We start from the raw sequence: 18,363 nt of genomic DNA on the forward strand, positions 1-18,363 counted from the left end.
AATTTACAATTAAATAACAAAAACGTAATATGTTACATTCCAGTTCGAATGGCTTCCACAGGATCTAGTTTAGATGCGCTAATAGCTGGAAGGATTCCTGAAATAAGTCCTATAACAGCAGCTAGGCCTGTTCCTAAAAGAATGTTTCCAAGTCCCAAAACAAATTCAAAGTCTAACACCTTTGTCAAAATCATAGCAATTATCCAAACCATAAATAAACCAATAATTCCTCCCAATACAGAAAGTATTATGGCTTCGAATAAAAATTGAAACAATATAAAACGATTTTTGGCTCCCAATGATTTTTGAATCCCAATGAGGTTGGTGCGTTCTTTTACGGAAACAAACATAATGTTCGCAATTCCGAAACCACCCACCAGTAATGAAAAGCCACTGATAATCCAGCCAACCACGTTCATCTGACTAATAATGTTATCGATAAGTTCTAGAAATCCACCAAAAACATTAATGAAGAAATTATCAATTTCCCCGGCTTTCAATCCTCTAAAATTTCTTAATTTTTGTGTTATCTCACTTTTATATTCTTCCATATCTACCCCTTTTTCGGGTTTGAATATAATTACATTCGTTAAATTTGGATTATTATCGCCATACAGCCTGCGCACAAAATTAACGGGAATAAAAGCTGCGCCGTCATTGCTGTCGCCAATCGAAGAGCCTTCCTTCTTTAAAACACCTATAACGGTAAATCGTTGGCCATACAATCTTACATTTTTACCTAGGGGTTCTGAGTCATCAAAAAGTGATTTAGCAATATCGTTACCAATTACAATAACAGGAGTTCCTGAGTTCGCTTCGGATTCATTATAAAATCTTCCCTTTTCAAATTCCAATCCCTGGATGTCTATAAACTCATAAGAAACAGGAACAATATTTACATCACTCACTGTTTTGGATTCGTATTTTATCGATTCCCTTTTGGTGAATATTTGATATCCTAATTGGTCTGTATGGGTCATTGCGTTTTTTAGGTAGACATATTCAGTGTATTTTACATTGGGGAATTGCTCTCTTTTCCACTGTGGGATATCCGACGGGCCGAAGGAAAATTTCAATAAATAAATAGTATTTTTATCCAGACTGCTTAACTCTTTTGAAATTTTTCTGTCCAAAGAATCTACTGCCGCAAGTACAGCTATTATAGAGAATATACCAATAGTAACCCCCAATAAAGAAAGTAATGTTCTTAATTTATTACTGCGTAAAGCATTCATGGCAAAACCAAAACTCTCTTTTAATAATCGTAGGTAAACTAGCATGTTTTTTGAATTTGTATTAGTGTAAAATTCTATCTTTTTATTTCTTCCGAAAAGTATTTAAAATTTGGTTGTCAGGAACCGCTTTTTTTATTTTAATTAAGAAGAAATTTCATCGCAGCGGTTTCAAAAACCAAAAAAAAATACATTTAACAATAGGTATGTTATTTTAAGACATTGTTACATATTTTTTATTGAATTATATTATCAAAAAAAACTATTTTTGCACTTTATAATCATAACTACTCAATGAACACAACAAAAACAATCCAATCAGCATTAATTTCGGTCTTTTCAAAAGAAGGTCTTGAGCCAATTGTGAGAAAATTGCATGAGCAAAATGTAATTTTTTATTCTACAGGAGGAACCGAGGAATTCATTAAAAATTTAGGAATCCCTGTTATCCCTGTTGAAGATGTTACTTCTTATCCTTCAATTTTAGGAGGAAGAGTTAAAACATTGCATCCAAAGGTTTTTGGGGGAATCTTAAACCGTCAAGATAATGAAAGCGATGTACAGCAAATGCAGGAATACAACATTCCGCAAATTGATTTGGTAATTGTTGATTTATATCCTTTTGAAAAAACAGTTGCTTCAGGAGCTAGTGAGTCAGCTATTATTGAAAAAATAGATATTGGTGGTATTTCATTGATTCGTGCTGCCGCAAAAAACTTTAAAGATACCGTAATCGTTCCTTCAATGGATCAATATAGTCTGTTTTTGGACATGATTACCTCTCAAAATGGAGCAACAACATTGGCAGACAGAAAATTATTGGCGACCAAAGCTTTTCATGTTTCTTCGCATTATGACGGTGCTATCTTTAATTATTTCAATACTGACGAAACAATCTATAAAGCAAGTATAGAAAATGGACAAGTATTGAGATATGGAGAAAACCCACATCAAAAAGGATTTTTCTTTGGAGATTTCGACGCAATGTTCACCAAAGTTCATGGTAAAGAATTATCATATAACAATTTGTTGGATGTTGATGCTGCAGTAAACTTAATTCATGAGTTTAAAACTGACGGACCGACATTTGCAATTTTAAAACATAACAATGCTTGTGGATTAGCTACAAGAGATACTATTTCTGAAGCTTACAATGTGGCGTTGGCTTGTGATCCTACTTCTGCTTTTGGAGGTGTGTTGATTGCTAATACGACAATTGATGTGGCTACTGCCAATGAAATAAATAAATTATTCTGTGAAGTTGTAATCGCGCCATCTTATGATGCAGAAGCAATTGCTATTTTACAAGAAAAGAAAAATAGAATTATTTTAATTCAAAATGATGTTGAATTGCCTCAAAAACAGGTGAGAACATGTTTGAATGGATTATTGATTCAAGAAAGAAACAACATCACTGATACTAAAGCAGACTTAAAAACCGTTACAACAACAGCACCTACAGAGCAAGAAATTGAAGATTTGATTTTCGCTTCTAAAGTGTGTAAGAATACTAAATCAAATACGATTGTCTTCGCTAAAAACGGTACTTTAATCTCTTCGGGAACAGGACAAACATCAAGAGTAGATGCATTATTGCAAGCTATTGAAAAAGCAAAAGTTTTTGGATTTAGTTTGGAAGGTGCTTCTATGGCAAGTGATGCTTTTTTCCCATTCCCAGATTGCGTTGAGATAGCAAAGAAAGCTGGAATAACAGCGGTGATTCAACCAGGAGGATCGATAAAAGACGAATTGAGCATTAATTATTGCAATGAAAATAATCTTGCGATGGTATTTACAGGAACACGTCATTTTAAACATTAATTTGTTTAACTTTGTGCGTAATTTATTTATAACTTTTTAACCCCTAAAAGGCATATGGGATTTTTTGATTTCATGACCGAGGATATTGCGATAGACCTTGGTACAGCAAACACTTTAATCATTCACAATGACAAAGTCGTAATTGACAGTCCGTCTATTGTTGCGCGTGATAGAATATCAGGCAAAATTATTGCAGTTGGTAAGGAAGCCAATATGATGCAAGGTAAGACGCATGAAAACATTAAAACAATCAGGCCTTTAAAAGATGGTGTAATTGCAGATTTTGATGCTTCTGAAAAAATGATCAGTATGTTTATCAAAAGCATACCGGCATTGAAAAAAAGAATGTTTACACCTGCCCTAAGAATGGTGGTTTGTATTCCTTCTGGTATTACCGAAGTGGAGATGAGAGCGGTAAAAGAATCTTGTGAGAGAGTAAACGGAAAAGAAGTATACTTAATACATGAGCCTATGGCTGCCGCAATTGGTATCGGAATCGATATTATGCAACCAAAAGGGAATATGATTGTTGATATAGGTGGTGGAACAACTGAAATTGCTGTAATTGCATTAGGCGGAATTGTATGTGATAAATCGGTAAAAATTGCCGGTGATGTTTTTACAAATGACATTGTTTATTACATGCGTACACAACACAACCTTTTTGTTGGAGAAAGTACCGCTGAAAAAATAAAAATTCAAATTGGTGCAGCCATTGAAGACTTAGAAACTCCTCCAGAAGATATGTCTGTTCAAGGAAGAGATTTATTAACCGGAAAACCAAAACAGGTTGAGGTTTCTTATAGAGAAATTGCAAAAGCATTGGATAAATCAATTCAACGAATTGAAGATGCGGTAATGGAAACATTATCACAAACTCCTCCGGAATTAGCTGCCGATATTTATAATACAGGTATTTATCTTGCAGGTGGTGGATCTATGTTGAGAGGACTTGATAAAAGAATCTCCCAAAAAACAGATTTACCGGTTTATATTGCCGAAGATCCATTGAGAGCGGTAGTAAGAGGAACTGGAATGGCTCTTAAGAATATTACGAAGTTTAAAAACATTTTGATTAAGTAATAACCTTTTTACTGAAGTTACTTTATATCTAACATTCAATATACCGTTAAGAAATGCAGCAAATATTTTCATTTATTATAAAAAACAGTAATAGAATACTGTTTTTGCTGCTTTTGGGTATTGCGTTATCCCTTACCATACAATCTCATTCTTTTCATAGAAGTAAAGTCATCAGTTCCGCTAATTTTCTGAGTGGTGGTGTTTATGAGAGAATAAATTCTGTGGAAGAATACCTTCACTTAAAAGAACAAAATGATGAACTTGCGCGCGAAAATGCCAACTTGAAAAGTTTGTTGTTTAAAACTCAAGATTCCGCCAAGATTCCTAATTTAGACAGCCTGAAAGGTGTTCTGCCAAAAGACATTATTGTATCCAAAGTGATTCATAATTCATATAATGTGTACGAGAATTTTTTAACTTTGAATTCAGGTTCAAAATTGGGCGTTAAGCCTGATATGGGAGTTATTAATAGCTTGGGAATTGTTGGTATCATCGATAATGTATCTGCAAATTATTCTACTGTAATTAGTATATTGAATACTAAATCTCAGATTAATGCCAAAATCAAGAATTCAGATCATTTTGGGACTTTGAATTGGGATGGGAAAAATGCAGGTTTTGTACAATTGATTGACGTACCAAGATTAGCTAGTATTCGAAAAGGGGACACAATCGTTACTGGTGGACAATCGGTTATATTCCCAGAAAACATTGGAATTGGTACAATAGATAAAATATTTATCCCTGGTGACAAAACTCATTATTACACTATCAGAGTAAAACTATTTAATGATATGACTAATCTAGGTCATGTTTATATCATAAAATCTGAAAACAGCGAAGAAATTAAAAATTTAGAAAACCAAAGAAAAAAAGATGAATAGCACGTTGTTAGTGAATATTTTTCGTTTTGTGCTCTTATTAGCTTTACAAATTCTAGTTTTTAATAATATGAATTTCGGAGGTTATGTAAGTGCATTTCCCTATATCCTTTTCATCATTCTTTACCCTGTAAACGGAAACAAAGCCAATCTGCTTATCGCTAGTTTTTTTCTGGGTTTAATTATGGATTTATTCTCTAATTCGGGAGGAGTTCATGCTACAGCATGTGTCCTTTTAGCTTATTTAAGACCTTACTTTTTTAAATTTTCATTTGGATTGAGTTATGAATATCAAACTATAAAACTAAATGATGTTTTGACTCCAGAGCGATTTACGTTTATTTTATTGTCAGTTATGACACATCATATCGCCTTATTCTTATTAGAATCTTTTCAAATTACTTTCATCTTAGATGTTCTACTTAGAACTTTTCTAAGCACACTGTTTACTATTCTAACCTGTATTATTCTTATTTACCTAATAAAGCCAAATAAAAGATGAGAAAAGTCTTGTTGCCAGCTTTAATTATTATTGGTGCATCTTTGTTACTCATACGTGTTTTTTACTTGCAAATTATAGACGATTCTTTTAAGCTAAAATCAGAAAATAATGCAATTAAAATCAAATATGATTATCCAGAGAGAGGTTATATTTATGATAGAAATGGAGTGTTATTAGTTGCCAATCAGCCATCGTATGATATAATGGTAATTCCTAGAGAGCTTAATAATACAGACACTCTTGAGTTTTGTAAATTATTGAATATTACGAAAGAAGATTTCATAAAAAGGATTGAAAAAGCAAAAGTCTACAGTCCAAGATTACCTTCGGTATTTTTGGCCCAATTGAACAAAAATGAGTTTGCCGCTTTTCAGGAAAAAATCAGAAAGTTCGAAGGGTTCTATTTCCAAAAACGTGCCTTGCGTGATTACGAAGTTGATTTTGGGGCCAATATTTTTGGATTTATAACACAGGTCAATGATAAACTAATTGAAAAAAACCATTATTATAAAAGCGGAGATTTAATTGGTAAACAAGGAGTTGAAGAAAGTTATGAAAAAATCCTTCGCGGTGTCAAAGGGGTTAAATATTTTCAAAAAGATAAATTCAATCGAGAAATAGGTTCTTATAAAGAAGGTAAATTTGACACTATTGCTGTTCAAGGGGAAGATATAAATCTAACTATTGATGCAGAAATCCAAAAGTACGGTGAACAATTAATGATCAATAAACGAGGAGGAATAGTAGCAATTGAACCCAAAACTGGAGAGATTTTAGCACTTGTAACGGCTCCTTCCTATGATCCTGGAATTTTGGTGGGAAGACAACGCTCGAAAAATTACACAAAATTATACCATGATTCTATAGCAAAACCGCTTTATGACAGAGGATTATTGGCCGAATACCCACCAGGTTCTCCTTTTAAAATTATGACAGGTCTAGTTGGACTGCAAGAAGGAGTAATAGATGAGCAAACTACTTTTGTCTGTAATCATGGTTTTTATTATGCTCCAGGCCGATTTCAAGGATGTCACTGTGGTATTTTTGGACCTAGAAGTCTCAATGTAGGTATTTACAAGTCTTGTAATGCTTATTTTTCGAATGTGTATTTGAGAACTATTGGAAAATATAAGGCCCCTTATGCTGTGGATGTATGGAGCAATCACGTTAAGAGTTTTGGATTAGGTCAATTTATGGGTTACGATTTGCCAACTGGTAGAAAAGGAAAGATTCCGACTTCCAAAACCTATGAAAAAATGTATCCTGGTTGGGGCTATAGTGGAAAAACAATTATATCCAATGCCATTGGTCAAGGAGAAGTATTAATGACTCCTATACAATTGGCCAATATGATGTCTGCTGTTGCTAATGAAGGGTACTATTACACTCCTCATATTATTAAGAAAATAAAAGGAGAGAAAATCGATACTAAATTTACGACAAAGCATGTTACAACTATTGACAAAAAATATTTTCCTCCTATGATTCAAGGTTTATTTGATGTTTATAACCATGGGACCGCCTATGCCTTAAGAGTTGAAGGAATCGACATTTGTGGAAAAACAGGAACAGCCGAAAATTTTGCCAAAATTGATGGAGTAAGAACCAAAATGCAAGATCACTCAATTTTTGTTGCTTTTGCTCCAAAAGATAACCCGAAAATTGCCATCGCTGTTTTGGTAGAAAACGGAGGTTTTGGTGCTACTATTGCTGGACCAATTGCCAGTTTAATGATAGAAAAATACCTTAGAAAAAAAATCACAAGAACCGATTTAGAAACTCGAGTTTTGAATATCAGTTTACAAGGGCGTTACGCCAAACTTGGAGGTCTTTCAGAAGAAGTGAAAAAACAATTGCGTATTCAAGATTCTATTACAAACAGTAAAATAAAAGCAGCTCAAAAATTAGATTCTTTAAAAACCAAAAAACAATAATTCATATCAAATGAAAAATCAAAGTTTATCAAGCAATATTGATTGGATATGTATCATTATCTACATTTTACTTGTGTTTTTGGGGTGGTTAAATATATATTCTTCTTCATTGTCTTCAACTGAGGGGACTTATGAGAAGCAAGCTATATTTATTGCTTTATCTGTTCCTTTGATTTTTATTTTATTATATATTGATGGTAAATTTTATGAAAAATATGCCAGCATCATATTTGTGATTTCCTTACTATCCTTGTTAGGTTTGTTTGCTTTTGGTAAAACAATTGCAGGTCAACGCTGTTGGTATGGATTCGGAAGTTTTACTTTGCAGCCTTCTGAGTTTGCAAAGGCAGCTACATCTTTGGCATTGGCTAAGTATCTAAGTGATACACAAATAAACTTGAAAGATGTTAATAGACAAATACAGGCATTGGCAATTGTATTTTTGCCGGTTATGCTCATCTTGCCACAGCCCGATCCAGGAAGCGCCTTAATATATAGTATTTTTATTATTGTTTTGTTTAGAGAAGGATTGCCGTCTTGGTATGTATGGACAGGTTTTATAACTATATTGCTTTTTATGTTAACTCTGGTTTTAGAGCCTCAGTATGTTATTTTGATGGCTTTATTGGTTATTGTTCTTATACATTACAAATCGAGAATTGGAGACCGAAACGTTGTGTTGAGTAGTATGATTTTTGTAGCCATATCTGGTTTTGTATTATCTGTAAACTATGTTTTTACGAACGTTTTCAAACAACACCACCGTGATCGTTTTAATATATTGTTAGGAAAAGAGGTAGATATGAAAGGTATTGGATATAATACCAATCAATCTGAGATCGCTGTTGGTTCTGGTGGCTGGTTTGGGAAAGGATTTCTTGAAGGCACTCAAACCAAAGGAGGTTTTGTACCTGAACAACATACCGATTATATTTTTACTACAGTTGGTGAAGAATGGGGATTTGTTGGATCCTTAGTAGTGATAGGTCTTTTCGCTGGTTTATTTCTTAGAATAATCTATCTTGCCGAAAGACAGAAGACCAAATTCAGTAGAGTATATGGTTATTGTGTTGCGGGAATATTATTTACACACTTTTTTGTAAATATTGCTATGGTTGTAGGAGTCTTTCCAACCATAGGAGTGCCATTGCCTTTCTTTTCTTATGGAGGATCAGGTTTGTGGGGATTCACCATTTTACTGTTCATTTTTATTAAAATGGATGCCAATAAAGTAAATGAGTGGTAAATAGGTTTAATTAAAACTCTAATTTTTTTCTTCAAATTTTTACTTGTTTGGCTTCTCATTTCTAAATTTTATCTTTCTAAAAGTGAAAATTTAGTCATTAAAGGAGGTAGATACTTTCTTAATTTGTGTTTTTTTTGAACCAAAATCTTATTTTTTTACCTTTCTGAGTATTTGCATTTTAAACCTTCAGCGAAAAACAGTGTCTAATATCTTTTATCTGGATATAATCGCTATCTATCTTTAGTTTTTACCCATTTGTATATTCAATTTTTGAAGCAGAGATGTTAAGAGTATCTTTGAAAGTAGTTTCTATATGGAAACGGTTGGTATAGTTGTTTTTCAATAGTCAGTATCTAGAAAATACTAACTTGAAGAATAGTATTTTAAAAGGGTAAACTTAAAATTGTATAGTTCTTATGCTTTTCATAATTTAATTAATAAATAGCAACATATGAAAAAATTAGTTCTCACTTTCGCTTTGGTAATAACAACAATCCAAATGCATGCCCAAGAATTTCAAGGGATGGCAGTTTATGAATCTAAAACCAGTACTTCGGATTTTAAAAACCGAATGCAAGGAAATAGAGACATCACTCCAGAAATGCAAAAGAATATGGAAGAGCGAATGAAAAAAATGTTTGAAAAGACATTTATACTCAATTTCGATAAATCTGCATCAATTTACAAAGAAGAGGAAAAACTGGATGCTCCTGGACAAGAAGGTGGTGGAATGCGTATGATGAGTTCCATGATGGGCGGTGGAGGAACTTTTTATAAAAATGTAAAAAGTAAAACCTATACAGTTGATAAAGAATTTATGGGAAAAGAGTTTTTGATTAAAGATTCGCTTCCTGATTTAAAATGGAAAATGGAGTCTGAAACGAGAGTTATTGGAGGATACAATTGTTTTAAAGCAACTGCCGTTCGGCCAGTCAGCAAAACCGATTTTAGAAACTTTAGACCTAAAAATCAGGATAAACCAGAAACAGTAAAAACAGAAGATAAAGACAAAAAAACTTCTTTTATGTCTGAAATAGAAATGCCTAAAGAGGTTACAGTTACTGCTTGGTACACTCCTGAAATTCCTGTTAACCAAGGGCCTGAAAATTATTGGGGTTTGCCTGGATTGATTTTGGAAGTCAACGATGGAAAAACTACCATTCTATGTTCTAAAGTGGTGATGAATGTTAAGGATAAAGCTCAAATCAAAGAAGCTACAAATGGAAAAGTGGTTTCTCAGAAAGAGTACGATGATATTGTAGTTAAAAAAATGGAAGAAATGAGGGAAATGAGAGAGAAAAACAGAGGGAACGGTGGCGGAATGCCAATGAGAATTGGAGGATAATTGCATCAAAAAACTAATTTTAGAGAGAATTCTAAATGAAAAAACTACCGTACCTCATTTTATTGCTTCTTACGACTGTTTCTTTTTCCCAAAATATTCGATTTGACGGAATAGTTCTTGACAGTAATAAAACTCCTCTTGAAATGGCCAATGTTATGGCTGTGAATAGTGATACCAAAGCAATGGATTCCTATGCCATTACCAATGACAAAGGAAAGTTTATTTTGAACCTGAAAACCAATACCAAGTATTCCATAAAGATCAGTTACCTTGGAATGAAGAATAAGGAAATGGCAATGACTACTTCCAATGAAAATATGACACAAAGCATTGTGATGGATTCTGGTGGGATTGAACTTGACGGAGTTGAAATTGTTCGAGAAATGCCGGTTTCTATCAAAGGAGATACAATTGTCTATAATGCCGATTCTTTTAAATCGGGAACAGAGAGAAAACTTGAAGATGTTTTGAAAAAGTTACCAGGAGTAGAAGTAAATGCAGATGGCGAAATCGAGGTTGAAGGAAAAAAAGTAACCAAATTAATGGTGGAAGGTAAAGATTTCTTTGACGGTGATACCAAATTAGGCGTTAAAAATATTCCAGCAGATGCCATTGATAAGGTTCAGGTGCTTCGAAATTTCAATGAAAATTCTATTCTTAAAGGAGTTGAAAACAATCAAGACAATGTCGCTATGAATATCAAACTAAAATCAGGAAAAAAGAATTTCTGGTTTGGAGATATGACTGCAGGTATAGGAGTTGCGCAAACAGATAGCCGTTATGTGATTAACCCAAAAGTGTTTTATTACAGTCCAAAATACAGCATTAACCTAATTTCTAATTTTAATAATATTGGCGAATTGCCATTGACAATTCAAGATTATATTAAGATGACCGGTGGATTTCGAGGTATGATGGCCAAAGGAGGTTCCAGTTTTAATATTTCTTCGAATGATTTAGGAATTTCACTTTTAAGGAACAACCGAGCCAAAGAAATTGAAACTCAATTTGGAGCGGCAAACTTCTCCTATAATGTAAACAAAGCTTGGAGTTTAAGTGGTTTTGGCATTATATCTTCGTCAATTACCGATTTGGAAACGCTATCGCAGACTAATGTTTTAGAGCCCAATTCTTCCGAGATTCAATCAACCGAGAATAAAAAAGAATTGGCAAATCAAAAAAGCAATTTGGGAATGTTCAAGCTGAGTTCCAGTTACAAGCCATCAACAGACTTTCAGTTTGATTATGATGTTTTGACAAAATTGTCCAAACAAGATGAGGAATCTCCTTTGGTGAGGGAATCTATTGTCAATAATGTTTCGACTACTGAAATTATTAATACGTCAAAGAAGCAATCGCCAATTTCAGTAAATCAAAATCTAAGTTTGTTTTACACACTAAATGAGAAAAATATTTTTGCTGTCGAAATGCAGCATTTGTATCAGGAGGAAGATCCTTTTTATAATGCAAACTTAAAATCCCAACCCTTTAATTTAGCGGGATATATTCCAGGGCAGAACAGAAATGATATTACTCAAAATCGTTTCGTGACGACCAGTAAGCTTGATGCAAAAGTGGATTATTTTTATATGCTTACGCTAAAAAGCAATATCAATATCACATTGGGAAATACGTATTCGTATCAAAATTTTGATTCCAGTATTTATCAAATTTTAGATAATCAAGAGGTTAATTACTTAGACAATCCTGTCAATGTAAATGATGTCAATTACAATTTTGATGATGCCTTTTTGGGACTCCATTATAAGATTTTAACCGGAAAGTTTACGTTCACGCCTGGTGTGAGCATACATAGTTACAATATGACTAACAAACAATTAGGAACTGATTTTACCCAAAATTTCTCTAGATTTTTGCCTGATTTTTTGGCAATTTATCAAATTAAGAAATCAGAAACATTGACCTATAATTACTCTTACACCAATAGCTTTACGGATATTAACCAATTGGCTGAAGGTTTTGTGTTAACCAATTATAATAGCCTAAGAAAAGGAAGCAGAGCACTTGAAAATGCAACAGCCATACAGCATTCGTTGCGTTATTTTAAATACAATATGTTTAATATGGAAAACATAACTGCATTTTTAACGTATTCCAAGCAAATTGATGCAGTAAAAACCAAAGCTTTCTATGATGGTGTAAACCAATCTTCAATGCCATATAATTCGGATTTTGCAGATGAAACAATATCCGGAAGCGGATCTTACGGACGTTCTTTTCTTAAAAATTATAAAGCATCTTTGGCAGCTAATATAAATTGGTCTCTTTTTAATAATATACAAAACAATGTATTGTCTTCCAAAGAGAGTTTTACCCAAAGTTATACAATAAAAGGAGCTACCAATTATAAAGATCTTCCAAACTTGGAAATTGGTTACAATGCTGTAATTAATAACTACGACAGCACTGTTTTTTACACGGATAAACCATTTGCAAAATTAGATTATTACTTCTTGGATTGCTTTTCACTTGTGACAGAGTATGAGTTTTATCACTATTACAATAATGAAAAGACGGTTGACAATAAGTATGATTTTTTGAGTGCCAGTTTGATTTATCAAAAGAAGGGCAGTAAGTTGGAGTATAAAATTAGCGGTACGAATATCTTGAATACAAAATCCATAAATGAGGATAGTTTCTCTCAATTTTCCACGAGGGCCTCACAATATACTGTACAGCCAAGATATGTTATTTTTTCTATGAAGTATAATATCTAAGAATAGAAGCATTGTCGCTTTTTTGTTTAATGTTTACGTTGGTAGTTAATTGTTTTTCATAAATCAAAAAAGCCTTCTATTCTGTGCAAAAAAAAACCATTCGATATCGAATGGTTTTTTTGTATAATGAATTTAGATTTTTTACAATCCAAAAGCAGCTTTTACTTGATCAACAAAATCTAATTTTTCCCAAGTAAATAAGTCAACAGTTACTGTTTTAGTTAATCCACCTGGAGCAGAGAAAGTTTTTGTAACGGTTTCTGGAGTACGTCCCATATGACCGTAAGCCGCAGTCTCGCTATAGATTGGATTTCTTAATTTCAAACGTTGTTCGATGAAGTAAGGACGCATATCAAAAATAGCTTCTACTTTTTTAGCAATTTCACCATTAGTCAAATTCACTTTTGATGTTCCGTAAGTATCAATAAAAATACCCATTGGTTTTGCTACTCCAATTGCATACGAAACTTGTACCAAAATCTCATCAGCAACACCAGCTGCAACAAGGTTTTTTGCAATATGACGTGTAGCATAAGCAGCACTTCTGTCTACTTTACTTGGGTCTTTTCCGGAGAAAGCACCACCACCGTGAGCTCCTTTTCCACCGTAAGTATCTACAATGATTTTTCTTCCTGTCAATCCAGTATCTCCGTGTGGTCCTCCAATTACGAATTTCCCAGTAGGGTTAATATGGTATTGAATTTTATCATTGAATAAATGAGCATGAGCAGGATTTTTTGCAATGATTCTTGGAATCAATATTTCGATGATGTCTTTTTTGATTTTAGCAAGCATAGCCTCCTCTTCATCAAAATCATCATGTTGTGTAGAAATTACGATAGCATCAATACGTGTTGGCTTGTTGTCATCGCTGTATTCTAAAGTAACTTGAGATTTTGCATCAGGACGTAAATAAGTGATTTCGTTATTTTCACGTCTCAAAATTGCTAATTCCTGCAATAATTTATGAGATAAATCAAGTGCCAATGGCATATAATTTTCAGTTTCATTCGTTGCATAACCAAACATCATTCCTTGGTCTCCAGCTCCTTGCTCTTCTTTACTAGCTCTGTCAACACCTTGATTAATGTCTGCAGATTGTTCGTGAATTGCCGAAAGAATACCACAAGAATTGGCTTCAAACATATATTCGCTTTTTGTATAACCAATTTTACGAATCACTTCGCGAGCAATTTGTTGTACATCAAGATAGGTATTTGACTTTACTTCACCAGCCAAAATTACTTGACCAGTTGTAACCAACGTTTCACAAGCTACTTTTGAGTCAGCATCAAATGCCAAAAAGTTATCAATTAATGCATCTGAAATTTGATCTGCAACTTTGTCTGGGTGTCCCTCACTTACAGATTCTGACGTAAATAAATAAGCCATAATAATTATAAATTTTAAAATTAATCGAGGAAAAACAATTGCTAGAAAGGCTAAAGGAGAGTTTCTGCTTTAGCATTTTTTCTACTGAAAATTTTTCAGCATCCATAATGAATTCGTTTCATTATGAAGAGGTTGCAATCAGTTCAAATTTTTCCTCTCGTATTCGGGTGCAAATGTATGAAACCATTTTGAATTGCAAATTATTCTTTTGTTTTTTTTAATTAATTAAGAGGAATTTAACAAGTTCTACTAATTCTATAGAATTTATAAAAATAAATTGATTTTTGCTTGGTGGTTTAATAAATAGTTTGCACATTTGCTTCATCAAATAGGAATAAACTGAAACTAATGATACGAAATAGGTGTTGTATGATGATGAAAATTTTTATGGAACGTGTTATTGTAATTATTTAAAAATATATGAAAAGTCCTTTTTTAAGAAATAGGATTTTGGTTTTAAACAAATAAGTAAAGAGATGAGAACAATAGGGAATAAAATGATAATGTGTTGTATGATGTGTATGTGCATCCCAATTCGCTATTGCCAAAAGTGAAGGATTTAATCCTTGTTATAGTCAAACTATTAACCCTTTTGGTAAATCATCCAAAAGGGTTTTTTTATTTCCAGAATTTATTCAAAATGTAAAGCAAAATCATTAAAACCAATAATATAATATTTAAAAACTTAAAATCATGAGCACACAAAAATTTGCAACAAACGCATTACACGCAGGACACGATGTAACTAAAAATGGCGGAACCAGAGCTGTTCCAATTTATCAAACCACTTCGTATGTATTTAATAGTTCAGACCATGCAGCCAATTTATTTGGTCTTGCCGAGGCTGGTTATATTTACACCAGATTAAATAATCCAACCAATGATATTCTGGAACAACGATTGGCAACTCTTGAGGGAGGAATTGGAGCAGTAGTTACCGCTTCTGGAGCATCGGCAATTTCGACAGCATTATTAGTATTGCTAAAGGCTGGTGATCATATTGTGGCTTCGAACAGTTTATATGGAGGAACTTATAATTTGTTAAAAGTGACATTGCCTAGATTAGGCATCACAACCACATTTGTGGATCCAACAGATCCTGAAAATTTCACCAAAGCCGCCAAGGAAAATACCAGAGCCTTCTTTGTGGAAAGTTTAGGGAATCCAAAATTGGATGTGCTGAATTTAAAAGCGATTTCGGATGAAGCCAAAGCTTTCAAAGTTCCTTTTATAGTTGATAATACTGTCGCATCTCCTTATTTGTTGAATCCAATTGAGTATGGAGCGGATATCGTAATTCATTCTTTGACCAAATACATTTCCGGAAACGGAACTTCCTTAGGCGGAGTAATCATTGATGCAGGAAAATTTGATTGGAGCAACGGGAAATTCCCAGAATTCACTGAACCTTCTGTTGGTTATCACGGATTGATTTACCACGAAGCATTAGGAAATGCAGCTTTTATTGCAAAAGCACGTATTGAAGGATTGCGTGATTTTGGGGCAGCTTTGAGTCCGTTTAATGCTTTTCAAATCATACAGGGTTTAGAAACCTTAGAAATTCGCATCAGAAGACATAGTGAGAATGCTTTGGCATTAGCTCAATGGCTGGAACTTCAGGACGAAGTTGCCTGGGTGAACTATCCGGGATTGAAATCGAGTAAGTATTATGTTTTGGTGCAAAAATATTTGCCAAAAGGGCAAAGTGGTGTGGTGACTTTTGGACTAAAAGCAGGTTTTGAAGCCGCCAAAAAAGTAGCTGATAACACTAAACTGTTTTCTATATTGGCCAATATTGGTGATACCAAATCACTAATTATTCATCCTGCCAGTACAACACATCAGCAATTATCCGATGAGGAGCAAATTGCAACTGGAGTAACAAAAGACTTAATACGACTTTCTGTTGGATTGGAAGATATAGATGATTTAAAAGCAGATTTGAAAGCTGTTTTCGAAACCATCAAAACGCCTCAATTGGTATGAGAAAGTGTTAGTTTTTGTTAGGTAAAACTGTCTTAGTTATTGATTATAGTCTAAGGCAGTTTAAAAAAAAACAACTTAAAAAATATTCAAAATGGAAAATTTAGAAAAAATAGATCTCTTTAATTTTGATTTAGAAATAGGGAAACAGAAGTCTTACCTTCCTTTGTTTTATCAAGTTTTTGGACAACCATTAGGTAGCGCTCCTGTTGTAGTGGTGAATCATTCTTTAACTGGAAACTCTAATGTAACTGGAGAGAAAGGATGGTGGAGTGGAATTGTTGGGGAAAAAAGGGCAGTTGATACCGATTTCTTTACGGTTATCGCTTTTAATATTCCTGGAAATGGATTCGATGACAGCGTTGATAATTTGATTGATAATTATCGGGATTATAGTATTCGTGATATTGCCCGCATTTTTTGGGAAGGACTGTTTTTCTTAAAGATAAAAAATGTTTATGCCGTTATTGGTGGAAGTTTGGGAGGAGCAATAGCATGGGAAATGGCCGCGTTGCAACCTGATAGAATTGATAATCTGATTCCGATAGCAACTGATTGGAAAGCTACCGATTGGGTTATTGCCAATGTTTTGATTCAAGACCAAATTCTGAATCATTCGGATGATCCGATTGTGGATGCACGTTTGCATGCGACATTATTATATAGAACTCCGGAATATGTAAATCAAAGATTTAAGAGAAGTAAATTGGATGAATTGTCCGTTTTGCAGATAGAAAACTGGTTGCTGGACCATGGATTTAAATTAAAAAGCAGATACCGATTGGCTGCTTATAAGTTGATGAATCATTTGCTTAAAACAATTGATATTACTACAAACAGACCTGACTTTTTAACGGTCGCCAGTGCTATTGAGGCCAATATTCATTTAATTACTGTTGATACGGATTATCTATTTATCGCCGAGGAAACTCGCAAAACTTATAGAAAGTTGACCAATAAGAAACAGAATGTTTTTTATCACCAAATTCAATCAATTCACGGGCACGATGCCTATTTAATAGAGTTCAATCAATTATCTGATATTTTGAAACCTATTTTTAACTATCATAAAGAACAAACTTATGTCAGCGCTTAGAATAAATGTTATCCTTTTTGGAATTGGCAATGTTGGGAGCGCATTAATAAATCAAGTTCTTGAGAGTCAGCAATTCTTTCAGGAAAAAAGGAATATTGATTTGCGTTTCCCTATAATTACCAACTCAACTTTGGCTTTTTTTGAAAAAGAAGGAGTCAAAAATGTTTGGGAGGCTAATTTTGACCAATTGGCAATTCCTTTTACAGTATCCGACATTATTGAGTTTGCCAAAAATCAAGGACTTGAAAATATAATTGCAGTTGATGCAACTTCAAGTTCAGAGTTAGTGAAACAGTATATTCCTTTAATTCAAAATGGATTTAATATTGTTGCTGCCAATCCAAATGCGAATATATTACATATTGATTTTTATAAAGAAATACGAAGAAATCTAAAGAAGTACGACAAGACTTTTCTGTATGAGACTAATATTGAAGCAGGGATCCCAGTCTTGCAGATAATAAGTGATTTGTATTATTCGGGAGAAAGAATAACTAAAATCAGAGGTGTTTTTTCAGATTCATTAAGCTATATTTTGAATAGGTTTTCATCCGAGGATTTGCCTTTTTCAACTATACTAAAAGATGCTGAAAAAACGGGTCTGCTAAAAACAGATTTTAGAGATGAACTTTCGGGTATTGGGGTTGCCAAGAAGTTGCTTGTTTTAGCTAGAGAATTGGGAAAAAATGCAGAGTTCTTAGATATAAAAATCAATTCTCTTTTGTATAATGATTTAGATGGAGCACATCTCAAATCTAAATTTCATTACGATGCGGCTGTCCTTGATAAATATCTTGAAATAGCCAAAGTTACTTTGGTAAAAAATGAAGTGTTGCGATATATCGGTGAGATTTCTATTCCAGAAGATAAATTGGAAGTCAAATTAGTTTCTGAACCAATAAATTCTGCGATTGGTAAATTGAAAGGGTCGGAGACTGTTTTCGAAATCTACACTCAATCGCGCGGGAATGTCCCGTTAGTTGTACATGGGAATAATTCAGGAAAAAAGACGGAAATCATAGCCAGAGGAATTCTTACGGATATTCTAAAAGTGGCAGAAAAGATAAAAATAAAAGAAACAATTTGGCTTTAGAGCAAATAGAAAAACAA

At 33.5% G+C, this 18,363-nt stretch carries 13 protein-coding genes; 11 read left to right on the forward strand and 2 right to left on the reverse strand.

The annotated features are described in order from the left end of the window. Positions 1 to 32 precede the first annotated feature (32 nt). Positions 33 to 1,280 (reverse strand): ABC transporter permease, encoded by a 1,248-nt coding sequence (locus tag C8C85_RS10265; protein WP_116796991.1) that lies wholly within the window; start codon positions 1,278 to 1,280, stop codon positions 33 to 35. Between the two features lie 246 nt (positions 1,281 to 1,526). Here C8C85_RS10265 and purH point away from each other — a divergent pair, with 246 nt between their 5' ends. The 8 genes from purH (at position 1,527) to C8C85_RS10305 (ending at position 12,782) form a co-directional block, all read left to right on the forward strand. Continuing rightward, complete coding sequence (gene purH, locus C8C85_RS10270; protein ID WP_116796992.1) at positions 1,527 to 3,053, forward strand: bifunctional phosphoribosylaminoimidazolecarboxamide formyltransferase/IMP cyclohydrolase; 1,527 nt, start codon at positions 1,527 to 1,529, stop codon at positions 3,051 to 3,053. Positions 3,054 to 3,107: 54 nt separating this feature from the next. Beyond that, the gene (locus tag C8C85_RS10275; protein ID WP_100433056.1) at positions 3,108 to 4,136 is read left to right on the forward strand and encodes a rod shape-determining protein; all 1,029 of its coding nucleotides are present in this window, start codon (positions 3,108 to 3,110) and stop codon (positions 4,134 to 4,136) included. Positions 4,137 to 4,189: 53 nt separating this feature from the next. Further along, a complete protein-coding gene (gene mreC, locus C8C85_RS10280; protein WP_116796993.1) occupies positions 4,190 to 5,020 on the forward strand; it encodes a rod shape-determining protein MreC in 831 nt (276 codons plus the stop codon). Then, positions 5,013 to 5,519 carry a rod shape-determining protein MreD gene (mreD, locus tag C8C85_RS10285; protein ID WP_116796994.1) on the forward strand — a complete coding sequence of 169 codons (507 nt, stop codon included), beginning with the start codon at positions 5,013 to 5,015 and terminating at the stop codon, positions 5,517 to 5,519. The genes mreC and mreD overlap by 8 nt, the downstream gene beginning before the upstream one ends. Further along, entirely contained in the window at positions 5,516 to 7,453 is a 1,938-nt protein-coding gene (gene mrdA, locus C8C85_RS10290; protein ID WP_116796995.1) for a penicillin-binding protein 2, read from the forward strand. Before mreD ends, mrdA begins: the two co-directional genes overlap by 4 nt. A 10-nt stretch (positions 7,454 to 7,463) precedes the next feature. Further along, the gene (gene rodA / locus C8C85_RS10295; protein ID WP_116796996.1) at positions 7,464 to 8,699 is read left to right on the forward strand and encodes a rod shape-determining protein RodA; all 1,236 of its coding nucleotides are present in this window, start codon (positions 7,464 to 7,466) and stop codon (positions 8,697 to 8,699) included. 451 nt (positions 8,700 to 9,150) lie between these two features. Next, positions 9,151 to 10,044, forward strand: coding sequence for a GLPGLI family protein (locus C8C85_RS10300; RefSeq protein ID WP_116796997.1), 894 nt, complete (start codon positions 9,151 to 9,153; stop codon positions 10,042 to 10,044). 35 nt (positions 10,045 to 10,079) lie between these two features. Beyond that, a complete protein-coding gene (locus C8C85_RS10305) occupies positions 10,080 to 12,782 on the forward strand; it encodes a carboxypeptidase-like regulatory domain-containing protein (protein ID WP_116796998.1) in 2,703 nt (900 codons plus the stop codon). A gap of 141 nt (positions 12,783 to 12,923) precedes the next feature. Here the strand turns inward: C8C85_RS10305 and metK are convergent, their stop codons facing one another. After that, positions 12,924 to 14,174, reverse strand: coding sequence for a methionine adenosyltransferase (metK, locus tag C8C85_RS10310; protein ID WP_116796999.1), 1,251 nt, complete (start codon positions 14,172 to 14,174; stop codon positions 12,924 to 12,926). A gap of 693 nt (positions 14,175 to 14,867) precedes the next feature. Here metK and C8C85_RS10315 point away from each other — a divergent pair. The 3 genes from C8C85_RS10315 to C8C85_RS10325 all read left to right on the forward strand — a co-directional run bounded on the left by C8C85_RS10315 (position 14,868) and on the right by C8C85_RS10325 (position 18,346). Then, positions 14,868 to 16,160 (forward strand): O-acetylhomoserine aminocarboxypropyltransferase/cysteine synthase family protein, encoded by a 1,293-nt coding sequence (locus C8C85_RS10315; protein ID WP_116797000.1) that lies wholly within the window; start codon positions 14,868 to 14,870, stop codon positions 16,158 to 16,160. Positions 16,161 to 16,251: 91 nt separating this feature from the next. After that, entirely contained in the window at positions 16,252 to 17,253 is a 1,002-nt protein-coding gene (locus C8C85_RS10320; RefSeq protein WP_116797001.1) for an alpha/beta fold hydrolase, read from the forward strand. Next, entirely contained in the window at positions 17,240 to 18,346 is a 1,107-nt protein-coding gene (locus tag C8C85_RS10325; protein ID WP_116797002.1) for an aspartate kinase, read from the forward strand. Before C8C85_RS10320 ends, C8C85_RS10325 begins: the two co-directional genes overlap by 14 nt. Positions 18,347 to 18,363: the final 17 nt, after the last annotated feature.

Source organism: Flavobacterium sp. 103, assembly GCF_003096795.1.
GTDB lineage: Bacteria > Bacteroidota > Bacteroidia > Flavobacteriales > Flavobacteriaceae > Flavobacterium.

Coding starts and splice junctions, on each gene's coding strand:
- C8C85_RS10265 (WP_116796991.1), bottom strand. CDS start 1,280: ATGCTAGTTTACCTACGATTATTAAAAGAGAGTTTTGGTTTTGCCATG.
- C8C85_RS10305 (WP_116796998.1), top strand. CDS start 10,080: ATGAAAAAACTACCGTACCTCATTTTATTGCTTCTTACGACTGTTTCT.
- C8C85_RS10315 (WP_116797000.1), top strand. CDS start 14,868: ATGAGCACACAAAAATTTGCAACAAACGCATTACACGCAGGACACGAT.
- mreC (WP_116796993.1), top strand. CDS start 4,190: ATGCAGCAAATATTTTCATTTATTATAAAAAACAGTAATAGAATACTG.
- C8C85_RS10320 (WP_116797001.1), top strand. CDS start 16,252: ATGGAAAATTTAGAAAAAATAGATCTCTTTAATTTTGATTTAGAAATA.
- purH (WP_116796992.1), top strand. CDS start 1,527: ATGAACACAACAAAAACAATCCAATCAGCATTAATTTCGGTCTTTTCA.
- C8C85_RS10325 (WP_116797002.1), top strand. CDS start 17,240: ATGTCAGCGCTTAGAATAAATGTTATCCTTTTTGGAATTGGCAATGTT.
- mreD (WP_116796994.1), top strand. CDS start 5,013: ATGAATAGCACGTTGTTAGTGAATATTTTTCGTTTTGTGCTCTTATTA.
- rodA (WP_116796996.1), top strand. CDS start 7,464: ATGAAAAATCAAAGTTTATCAAGCAATATTGATTGGATATGTATCATT.
- C8C85_RS10275 (WP_100433056.1), top strand. CDS start 3,108: ATGGGATTTTTTGATTTCATGACCGAGGATATTGCGATAGACCTTGGT.
- mrdA (WP_116796995.1), top strand. CDS start 5,516: ATGAGAAAAGTCTTGTTGCCAGCTTTAATTATTATTGGTGCATCTTTG.
- metK (WP_116796999.1), bottom strand. CDS start 14,174: ATGGCTTATTTATTTACGTCAGAATCTGTAAGTGAGGGACACCCAGAC.
- C8C85_RS10300 (WP_116796997.1), top strand. CDS start 9,151: ATGAAAAAATTAGTTCTCACTTTCGCTTTGGTAATAACAACAATCCAA.